Annotated in this window: 7 protein-coding genes and 1 tRNA gene; 4 read left to right on the plus strand and 4 right to left on the minus strand. The window is 75.1% G+C overall.

Going from position 1 to position 10,013, the window contains the following annotated elements; all coding sequences use genetic code 11:
* Positions 1–26: 26 nt before the first annotated feature.
* Positions 27–122: transfer RNA gene (locus tag VE546_RS26760), tRNA-Sec, on the minus strand.
* Between the two features lie 132 nt (positions 123–254).
* Here VE546_RS26760 and selD point away from each other — a divergent pair.
* A complete protein-coding gene (gene selD / locus VE546_RS26765) occupies positions 255–1,307 on the plus strand; it encodes a selenide, water dikinase SelD (RefSeq protein WP_324926773.1) in 1,053 nt (350 codons plus the stop codon).
* A gap of 21 nt (positions 1,308–1,328) precedes the next feature.
* Here selD and fdh read toward each other — a convergent pair whose 3' ends face one another.
* From fdh to VE546_RS26780, 3 genes are all read right to left on the minus strand, one after another.
* Positions 1,329–4,589, minus strand: a complete 3,261-nt coding sequence (gene fdh / locus VE546_RS26770) for a formate dehydrogenase (protein WP_324926775.1) — start codon at positions 4,587–4,589, stop codon at positions 1,329–1,331.
* A gap of 126 nt (positions 4,590–4,715) precedes the next feature.
* Positions 4,716–5,861, minus strand: coding sequence for an NrfD/PsrC family molybdoenzyme membrane anchor subunit (gene nrfD, locus VE546_RS26775; protein ID WP_324926777.1), 1,146 nt, complete (start codon positions 5,859–5,861; stop codon positions 4,716–4,718).
* Entirely contained in the window at positions 5,858–6,931 is a 1,074-nt protein-coding gene (locus tag VE546_RS26780; protein ID WP_414720599.1) for a 4Fe-4S dicluster domain-containing protein, read from the minus strand. The genes nrfD and VE546_RS26780 overlap by 4 nt, the downstream gene beginning before the upstream one ends.
* Before the next feature lie 199 nt (positions 6,932–7,130).
* On the opposite strand from VE546_RS26780, the gene VE546_RS26785 reads away from it, so the two are divergent.
* The 3 genes from VE546_RS26785 to VE546_RS26795 all read left to right on the plus strand — a co-directional run bounded on the left by VE546_RS26785 (position 7,131) and on the right by VE546_RS26795 (position 9,985).
* Entirely contained in the window at positions 7,131–7,673 is a 543-nt protein-coding gene (locus VE546_RS26785; protein WP_414720600.1) for a peptidase, read from the plus strand.
* A 31-nt stretch (positions 7,674–7,704) separates the two neighbouring features.
* Positions 7,705–8,775 (plus strand): EamA family transporter, encoded by a 1,071-nt coding sequence (locus VE546_RS26790; RefSeq protein WP_324926779.1) that lies wholly within the window; start codon positions 7,705–7,707, stop codon positions 8,773–8,775.
* 250 nt (positions 8,776–9,025) lie between these two features.
* A complete protein-coding gene (locus tag VE546_RS26795) occupies positions 9,026–9,985 on the plus strand; it encodes a DMT family transporter (protein ID WP_324926786.1) in 960 nt (319 codons plus the stop codon).
* The last annotated feature ends 28 nt before the right edge of the window (positions 9,986–10,013 follow it).

Below are 10,013 nucleotides of genomic sequence, written 5' to 3' on the forward strand. Positions count from 1 at the left end.
TGAGATCGGCATTTCCGCAGGTCGGATGGCGGAGGCGGACGGGAATCGAACCCGCCTGCCCGAGATCCTCGGGCACCTCGGTTTTGAAGACCGGGAGGGCCACCAGGCACCCTTACGCCTCCACGCCGGGACGCGCATGCCCGGACCTGGATCATCCAAACCGGCGGTTCGGGGGGAGTCAATCTCCCGCCCGGCGTTTCCGGCGGCGCGTACGGGGCAGGGGGTGCCGGACGCCTCGGCGAGGAGGAAGCGCGATGGACACCCTGCCCGGGACGGCCGACCGGGGAAGCGCACCACAGGAGTCCCCCGTCCGGCTCACCCGGTACGCGCACGGGGGCGGCTGCGCCTGCAAGATCCCGCCCGGCGAGCTGGAGGAGGCCGTGGCGGGGCTGCTGGGGGCGGTCCCCTCCGCCGAGCCCGCGGGCGAACTGCTGGTCGGCCTGGACACCGGCGACGACGCTGCCGCCGTACGGCTGCCCGGCCCGCCGGGCGGCCCCGCCGTCATCGCCACCGCCGACTTCTTCACGCCCGTGGTGGACGACCCGTACCACTGGGGGCGGATCGCCGCCGCCAACGCCCTCTCCGACGTCTACGCCATGGGCGGGCGCCCCCTGGTGGCGGTGAACCTGCTGGGCTGGCCACGTGGGAAGCTGCCGTTCGAGCTGGCGCGGGAGGTGCTGCGCGGCGGGCTGGAGGTCGCCGGGCGGGCGGGCTGCCACGTCGGCGGCGGCCACAGCGTCGACGACGTGGAGCCCAAGTACGGCATGGCGGTCACCGGGATCGCCGACCCGGACCGGCTGCTGCGCAACGACGCCGGGCGGCCCGGGGTGCCCCTGTCCCTCACCAAGCCGCTCGGCCTGGGGGTGCTCAACAACCGTCACAAGGCCACCGGCGAGTTCTTCCCCCACGCCGTGGAGACCATGGCGGCCCTGAACCGGGACGCAGCCGAGGCGGCGGTGGCCGCCGGCGTGCGGTGCGCCACGGACGTCACCGGCTTCGGACTGCTGGGGCACCTGTACAAGCTGGCCCGCGCCTCCGGGGTGACCGCCGTGGTGGACGCCGCCGCCGTCCCCTACCTGGACGGGGCCCGGGAGGCGGTCCGCGACGGCTACGTCAGCGGCGGCACCCGCCGCAACCTGGAGTGGGTCGCCCCGCACACCGACTTCCGGGCCGCGGACGAGCACACCCGGCTGCTGCTGGCCGACGCCCAGACCTCCGGCGGCCTGCTGGTGGCCGGGGAGGTCCCGGGCGCGCCCGTGATCGGTGAGCTGGTGCCGGCGGGGGAGCACACCCTGGTGGTCCGCTGACGGCACCCCGGCCGGCGGCGGTCACATCTCGGTGCCCGTGGTCTCGGTGATGCCCGCCCGCTCGTGGTACTCGCGCAGCAGCGCCAGGAGGGCCGGTCCGCGCGGCCGCCGCCCCGGCCGGATGTCGCAGGCCAGCGCCTTGGTCTCCTGGATGTGGACGTTGGGATCCACGGACAGGTGGAGCAGCTCGTTGGCGGCGTCCCCGCGCGTGTACCCGTTGGGCCCCCAGTGGTAGGGGAGTCCGATCTGGTGCAGGGGCCGGCCCTGCACCATGATCGGGGCCATCCGGTCGGTCACCAGCACCCGCGCCTCGATCGCGGACCGGGCGCTGACCACCGTCGCCCAGCCCAGGTGCTCCAGCCCCCGCTCGGCCGCCAGCTCCGGCGAGACCTCGCAGAAGAACTCCGGCTGGAGCTCCGACAGGTACGGCTGCCACCGGGACATGCCGCCCGCGGTGTGGTGCTCGGTGAGCCGGTAGGTGGTCGCCACGTACGGGAACACCTCCGAGCCCGGCTCCGCGCCGCTGGGCTGGTAGCGGTTGGCCGGGTGCCGCACCAGCAGCCCGCGGACGGGGTTGCGCTGCTGGCGGTAGAGCGGATTGGTGAACGGCGAGTCCTGGGGCTCGTAGTGGGTCGGCAGCGGCCCGTCGACCAGCCCCGAGGGCACGTACAGCCACGCCTTGCCGTCCGCCTGCATGATGAAGGCGTCCGTGCCCGACAGTGCCTCGGCGCCCCTGGCGTCCTCGGGCGGCACGTGGTCCGGTGGTGTGTCGGAGGGGAAGTCCGGGACGTCGTGGCCGGTCCACCGGCCCTTCTCCGCGTCCCACCACACCAGCGCCTTGCGCTCGCTCCACGGCCTGCCCCCGGGGTCGGCCGACGCCCGGTTGTACAGGATCCGGCGGTTGGCCGGCCAGGCCCAGCCCCACTCGGGGGCGACCCAGTTCTGCTCCCGGCCCGGCTTGCGGCGGGCCGCCTGGTTGACGCCGTCGGCGTAGACGCCGCAGTAGATCCAGCAGCCGCAGGAGGTGGACCCGTCGTCCTTCAGCCGGGTGTAGGACGACAGCGGGCGCCCCCGGGCGTCGAAGCCGTTGATCTCGGCGAGCACGGCCTCGGCGTCCGGCTCGGCGGTCTCCCCCCTGACCGGGTAGTCCCAGGCCAGGTCGAGCACGGGACGGTCCATCTCGTCGGTGGACCCGGCCAGCTTCTCCCGGATGATCCGGCCCAGGTGGTACATGAACCACAGGTCGCTGCGCGCGTCCCCCGGGGGCTCCACCGCCTGGTGGTGCCACTGGAGCATCCGCTGGGTGTTGGTGAAACTGCCGTCCTTCTCGGTGTGCGCCGCCGCGGGCAGGAAGAACACCTCGGTGCCGATGTCCTCGGTGCGCAGCTCGCCCGTCTCGATCTCCGGGCCGTCCTTCCACCAGGTGGCGCTCTCGATCAGCGAGAAGTCGCGTACCACCAGCCAGTCCAGGTTCGCCATGCCCAGGCGCTGCAGCCTGGCGTTGGCCGAGCCGACCGCGGGGTTCTCGCCCATCAGGAAGTAGCCCTTGCAGACGCCGTCGAGCTGCTCCTGGACGGTCTGGTAGGTGCTGTGGGTGCCGGTCAGGCGCGGCAGGTAGTCGAAGCAGAAGTCGTTCTCCGCGGTCGCGGCCGGGCCCCAGTACGCCTTGAGCAGGCTCACCAGGTACGCCCGCAGGTAGTGCCAGTAGCCCTTCTGCGCGCCCTCGGCCCGCAGGTAGGAGTCGAGGTCGGCGGAGGTCTGGGCGTTGGGCATGGGGATGTAGCCGGGCAGCAGGTTGAACAGCGTCGGGATGTCGCTCGACCCCTGGATCGAGGCGTGGCCGCGCAGGGCGAGGATCCCGCCGCCCGGGCGCCCCATGTTGCCCAGCAGGGTCTGCAGGATCGCCGCGGTGCGGATGTTCTGCACCCCGGTGGTGTGCTGGGTCCAGCCGACGGCGTAGGCGATGGCCGAGGTCCGCTCCCGGCCGGAGTTGGCGGTGATCGTCTCGCACACGGTCCGGAACAGGTCGGGCGGCACGCCGCAGGTCCGCTCCACCATCTCCGGCGTGTACCGGGAGAAGTGCCGCTTGAGCACCTGGAAGACGCAGCGCGGGTGGCTGAGGGTCTCGTCGCGCCGCGGGTTCGTCCAGCCGATGTCGACGCCGCCGAGGCCGTGGGTCTCGCCGCGCGCCTGTCCGGCGATCTCCTCGCCGCCCTCGCCGGTCGCGGGGTAGCGCTCCTCGCGCTGCCCGGGGGCCGGACGGGCGGCCGTCCCTTCGTACTGCCAACTGGCCGCGTCGTACGTGCGCGATTCCGGGTCCAGGCCCGAGAAGACGCCGTCGAGGTCCTCGGTGTCCCGGAAGTCCTCGCTCAGGATCACCGGCGCGTTGGTGTACGCCACCAGGTACTCGCGGAAGTACTTCTCCTCGGTCAGGACGTAGTTGACGATCCCGCCCAGGAACGCGATGTCGCTTCCCGCGCGCAGCGGCACGTGCACGTCCGCCATCGCACTGGTACGGGTGAACCGCGGGTCGACGTGGATCACCTTCGCGCCGCGCGCCTTGGCCTCCATCACCCACTGGAAGCCGACCGGGTGGCACTCGGCCATGTTCGAACCCTGGATGACGATGCAGTCCGAGTTCTGCAGGTCCTGCTGGAAGGTGCTGGCGCCGCCGCGCCCGAACGAGGTCCCCAGACTGGGGACGGTGGAGGAGTGTCAAATACGGGCCTGATTCTCGATCTGCACGGCGCCCAGAGCCGTGAACAGCTTCTTGATCAGGTAGTTCTCCTCGTTGTCGAGCGTCGCGCCGCCCAGGTGCGCGAAGCCCATGGTGCGCCGCACCCGCTGCCCCCGGTGCTCCCACTGCCAGCCGGACCGGCGCGCCTCGATCACCCGGTCGGCGATTATGTCCATCGCCGTGTCCAGGTCCAGCCGCTCCCACTCGGTGCCGTGCGGCCTGCGGTAGAGGACGTGCTCGGCGCGGGCGGAGCCGGTGGTGAGCTGGAGGCTCGCCGCGCCCTTCGGGCACAGCCGTCCGCGGGACACCGGGGAGTCCGGGTCGCCCTCGATCTGGGTGACCCTGCCGTCCTCGACGTAGACGTTCTGGGAGCAGCCGACCGCGCAGTACGGGCAGACGGACTTCACCACCTTCTCGGCGGAGTCCACCCGGGGCGTCAGGTTCGCGGTGTGCTCGCTCTGCGCGGCGGCGCCGCGGCCCAGCGGGTCGTCACCGGTGAGCTGCCGGTAGACCGGCCAGGAGTTGATCCAGGTTCGGATGCCCACGCCGCTGCCCTCGCTGCCCTCGTTGCCTCGTAATGCCCTGCCGTGTACTGCCTTCGTCCCGTCCGTCCCGCGTCGTCCGACCGCCCGTGCCGCCGTCCGCGGGGAGCGGCGGCACGGGCCCACCTGTCACTGGCTCTCCGGGGTACCCGGGGCCCCGCCCGCCAAACCGCCGGCTCCGCCGTCGCCACCCGACCGGCGCTCCCGGTCCCGCTCCCGGGCTCGTTCCCGTTCCCGTTCTCGTTCCCGGGCCCGCAGCCTCGCGCGCTGCGGGACGACCGTGTACCGGGGGTCCTCGGCGGAGGCCACGCCCGCCCGGAAGACGCCGAACCGCAGGGCCGCCGAGCCGGCCAGCAGCGCCGCTCCCGAGAGGGCCGCGGCCGGGCGGCTGCGGTGCCCGGCCAGCAGACCCGCGGCGGCCCCGGCCGCGGTGAGGACCTTCGACAGACGCATCAGCGTCCCGGCCCGGCCCCGCCCCAGCGGCTCCGCGGCCAGGCCCATGCGGTGCGCCATCACCTCGGTGGCCCCCAGCTCCAGGGCGGCGCCGAGGGCGGCGGCGCGGCGCGCCGGGCCGGCCTGCCCCACGGGAGCGGTGAGCATGCCCAGCCCGCCGGCCGCCGCGGCCGCCGAACCGGTGAAGACGAACGGCAGCTCCCGGTAGCCCTCGTGCCAGGACGGCACGGCGGTGTCGGCGAGCAGCACGGCCGTGTAGGAGGCGACGGCCGGGCCGAGCAGGGCCGCCCCCGCGGTGGCCGCGGCACCGGTGCGCGGAAGCCTCCCGGTCACCTCGGTCGCGGCGGCGGCCCCGGCCAGCGGACCGTAGGCGGCGAGCAGCCAGGACCCCATGCTCATGGGCGAGGTGGGTTTGGCGACGCGCAGCATGTTCAGGAAGCGCTCCGGCCGCCCCAGGTCGTGGACCAGCGCCGCCGCGGACGCGGAGATCGCCACCAGCGCGCCGACCTTCGCCGACCGCGCCAGCGCCCGGCGCCCGGTGGCGTGCGCCCCGGCGGCCAGCAGCGAGGAACCGCCGGCCAGGCCGCCCAGGAAGAGGTAGCCCGCGATGTCCAGGGCCTTCCAGGTGGGCCGGTTGAGGACGGGCATGCCGTAGTAGGAGGTGAACTCGGCCTCGGGGACGACGGGTTGCTCCCCGCGCCGGCGCCTGCGGCGGTGCCTGCCGCCGCCCTGGCCGGTCGGGGCCTCCCTGCCGGGGCGCTCGCCGTCCGCCTCCGCGCCGCCCGGCCCGCCCGGGACGACCGGGCCGCCCGCGCCGCTCACCGCCGCCCCCGCGCGAAGCAGGCGGCCACCCCGGCGGCCATCGCGGCCGCCGCCACGGCGGCGTGGCGCCACATCGAGGGCAGGTCGCGGGTGGTCACCACCGGATCGGGCGGCAGACCGTAGGTCTCCGGCTCGTCGAGCAGGAGGAAGAAGGCGCCGTCCCCGCCGACGCCGTCGTTCGGGTCCTCGCCGTACAGCCGGGCGTCGGGCACCCCGGCGGCGTGCAGTTGCGCCACGCGGGCCGCGGCCCGCTCCCGCAGCTCCTCCAGCGGGCCGAACTGGATGGAGTCGGTGGGGCACGCCTTGGCGCAGGCCGGTTCCATGCCCACCCCCAGCCGGTCGTAGCACAGGGTGCACTTCCAGGCCCGGCCGTCCCCCTTGCGCTGGTCGATCACGCCGTAGGGGCAGGCGGGGATGCAGTAGCCGCAGCCGTTGCAGATGTCCTCCTGGACCACGACGGTGCCGAACTCGGTGCGGAACAGCGAACCGGTGGGGCAGACGTCCAGACAGGCCGCGTGGGTGCAGTGCTTGCACACGTCCGAGGCCATCAGCCAGCGCAGCTCGGTGCGCCCGTCGGGCGCGAGGGGGGAGATCTCCCCGGCGGGCGCGCCCGCCGGGGCGTCGCCCGGCGCGGGCGTGGTGGCACCCGGGCCGGGGGCGGCGGGGGAGGTGTCCAGCCGGCCGGCGGCGGCGAAGACGTCGACGGCCTCCGCGCCGCCCGCACCGCCGCGGTGCCCGTGGTCGACGCCCGGCTCCTGGCTGCCCAGGGGCTTGCGCTGCTCGATGAAGGCCACGTGCCGCCAGGTGGACGCGCTCAGTCCCTGGGAGTTGTCGTAGGACATGCCCGTCAGCTCCAGGCCGTCCTCGGGAATGGCGTTCCACTCCTTGCACGCCACCTCGCACGCCTTGCAGCCGATGCAGATCGAGGTGTCGGTGAAGAAGCCCATGCGCGGCGGGTGGTCGCGGTGGCCCGCGGCGCCGGCCACGTCCGGCTGTTCGCGGCCGAGCAGGCCGCCCGCGGACGGTCCGTCCTCCGGGCCCGGCCCGGTGGCGGCGGTGACGTCGGTCATGGAGCCGCTCCTCCCTTCCGGTGCGCCCCTTCGGCGGCCGTGCTGCCCAGGGGTTCCCCGCGTTCCGGAAAGCGAAACGGGACCTTTCGTTCCTCCGTCCCAAGGAGGAGGCGGCGCGCCGCGAACCCGACTCCGGGGGGACGCGTGAATGGGCCCCGGCGCGGATGCCGCGGCACGGAAGGGGTGATGGGGTGGGGACGTGCACAGCCGTACGCCTCCCCAGGGCCCCGCGAGCGGGGGCCCGCACGCCGGTGACCTGCTCAGCGCGGAGCTGGTCGCGGCGCTGGCGAGCGCGCGCCGCCGCGCCGGACGGGGCGGCGACCGGCACGTCGACACCGCCCATCTGCTGCACGGGCTGATCGAGTCCGACCCGGCCGTCCGGTCCGCCCTGGGCGGTCCGGTGCGCCTGACGCGGCTCCTGGGATACCTGGCGCAGCGCAGCATCGGCTACGGACTGCGGTGGCAGGAGACGGTCGAGGGCACGGGGGCGCCCCAGGCCGGACGCGGCGCGTCCGGGTGGTCCCCGGCGGCGGTGGCGGCGCTGGAGGGCGCGCTGTGGCGGGCCCGGGCGCGGGGCGGCGTACGGGCCGAGGGACCCGACCTGCTGGACGCGCTGCTCGCCGATCCGCGGTGCCGGGCCGTGGAGGTGCTGTGCCGCGCGGGCGTGGTGCCCGGGGACCTGACGGCGCGTGCCCCCGCCGGGGCTCCCGGCCCGGTCCACTGTCAGGGGCACGGCTGCTGACACTCCTGACGCCCCCTGCCATGATGGGCCGATGCACGTCTCGACACCCTCCTCCGCCCTCTCCGGGAGAGGCGCCGGACTCACCCTCGCCCTGGTCTCGGCCGTCGCCTTCGGCGGTTCCGGACCCGCGGCGAAGCCGCTGATCAACGCCGGTCTCGATCCGCTGCACGTCACCTGGCTCAGGGTCGCGGGCGCGGCCGTCGTCCTGCTGCCGCTCGCCTGGCGCCACCGCGGTCTGCTGCTGCGGCGCCCGGCCCTGCTCGCCGGGTTCGGGCTGCTGGCCGTCGCGGGCGTGCAGGCGTGCTACTTCGCCGCGATCTCCCGCATCCCGGTCGGGGTCGCGCTGCTGGTCGAGTACCTGGCGCCCGCGCTGGTGCTGGGCTGGGTGCGCTTCGTGCAGCGGCGGCCGGTGACCCGGGCGGCGGGCGTCGGCGTGGTGCTCGCCGTCGGCGGGCTGGCCTGCGTGGTGGAGATCTGGGCCGGGCTCGGCTTCGATCCGCTCGGACTGCTGCTCGCGCTGGGCGCGGCCTGCTGCCAGGTCGGTTACTTCGTGCTCTCCGACCACGGCACCGGCGACCCCGGGGGCACGGCGGCGCCCGATCCGCTGGGCGTCATCGCCTACGGGCTGCTGTTCGGCGCGCTGCTGCTCACCGCCGTCGCCCGCCCGTGGGAGATGGAGTGGCAGGTGCTCGGCGGGCAGGCGGAGCTGGGCGGCGCCCGGGTGCCCGCCGCCGTGCTGCTGTGCTGGATCGTGCTGGTGGCGACCGTGGCCGCCTATCTGACCGGGGTGATCTCGGTGCGCAGGCTCTCGCCGCAGGTGGCGGGCGTCGTGGCCTGCCTGGAGGCGGTGGTGGCCACCGTGCTGGCCTGGGTGCTGCTGGACGAGCGGCTGTCGGCGGTGCAGGCCCTCGGCGGCGTGCTGGTGCTCGCCGGGGCGTTCATCGCGCAGCGCACGACCCCCACGACGCCGCCCGCCGGGCCGGTGGCCGGGAGCGGGGCGGCGGAGAAGTCGGGGAAGCCGGGGGAGTCGGGGAAAGCAGAGAAAGGGGACGACGGGGGGAGCGGGGGAAGCCGTTTGCCCGTGGACACGCCCGCCCCGTAGGGTGCTGTCCATGCATTCGACCGTGCTGCCGCCGCCCGCCGCGTAGGGCGGGCCGCCGAGGAGGACCGCGCCGGGGCATCTACTGCCACCACGCAGATCGCCGATGCCCGCGTACGGGACCACATGACCACTCCCGACGTACGCGGAGAACTCACACGTGTCGAATTCTGTTTCTGTCGTTTCCACGCCCACCGGCGGAACCGATGATTCCGCCGGTTCTGCCGCTGCTGCCGTCGCGTCCGCCGGCGGCCTGCCCGTCGGCCGCGGACTGCTCTGTCTGATCGTCGCCGGGATCGCCTGGGGCACCGCCGGGGCGGCGGCCGCCCTGCTGTACCGCGCCAGCGATCTGGGGCCCATCGCCCTGTCGTTCTGGCGCTACGTCGGCGGGATCACCCTGCTGCTGGCCTTCCTGCCGCTGCGCACCGCCCGGGCGGGCCGCTCCGCCACCCGGTCCGCGCCCGGGCCGCGGCGCCGCCGGGTGGGACGGATCGTCGCCACCGGGCTGGGCCTGACCCTGTTCCAGACCGCCTACTTCGGGGCGGTCCAGGCCACCGGGCTCGCGGTCGGCACGGTCGTCACGCTCGGCGCCGGGCCCGTGCTGATCGCGCTCGGCGCCCGGCTGACGATGGGCGAACGGCTGGGCCGCGGCGGCCTGGTGGCCGTGCTCGGGGCGCTGGGCGGCCTGGCGGTGCTGTGCCTCGGCGGTGACGGGGCGACGGTGCGGCCGCTGGGCGTCGGGCTGGCGCTGCTGTCGGCCGCCGGTTACGCCGTCATCACCCTGCTGACCCGGTGGATGGGCCGGGAGGGCGGGGGCGGCGACTCGTACACCACGACCACCTGGGCGTTCGGCGTCGGCGCGGTGTGCCTGCTGCCCCTGGCCCTGACCGAGGGGCTGCTGCCGCAGGCCACCGCCGACCCGCTGCGGGTACTGGCCCTGCTGGCGTACACGGCGGCGGTGCCGACGGCGCTGGCGTACGCGCTGTACTTCGCCGGGGCGGCGGTCGTCCGGGCCGCCACCGCGTCGGTGGTCATGCTCATCGAGCCGGTGAGCGCGGCCGTGATCGCCGTCGTGCTGCTGGGCGAGCGGCTCACCGCGGCGACCGTGCTGGGCACCGCGCTGCTGCTCGCCGCCGTGGCGGGGCTGACGGTGGCCGAGGCGCGGTCGGCGTCCGGACCCGCCGGACCCGCCGGTCCCGCCGCCGGGGTCTGAACGGCGGGGCGGGCGCGGGCGGTCCTCC

The organism is Streptomyces sp. (assembly GCF_035644915.1).
Taxonomy (GTDB): domain Bacteria; phylum Actinomycetota; class Actinomycetes; order Streptomycetales; family Streptomycetaceae; genus Streptomyces.

Coding starts and splice junctions, on each gene's coding strand:
- selD (WP_324926773.1), top strand. CDS start 255: ATGGACACCCTGCCCGGGACGGCCGACCGGGGAAGCGCACCACAGGAG.
- VE546_RS26780 (WP_414720599.1), bottom strand. CDS start 6,931: ATGACCGACGTCACCGCCGCCACCGGGCCGGGCCCGGAGGACGGACCG.
- VE546_RS26790 (WP_324926779.1), top strand. CDS start 7,705: ATGCACGTCTCGACACCCTCCTCCGCCCTCTCCGGGAGAGGCGCCGGA.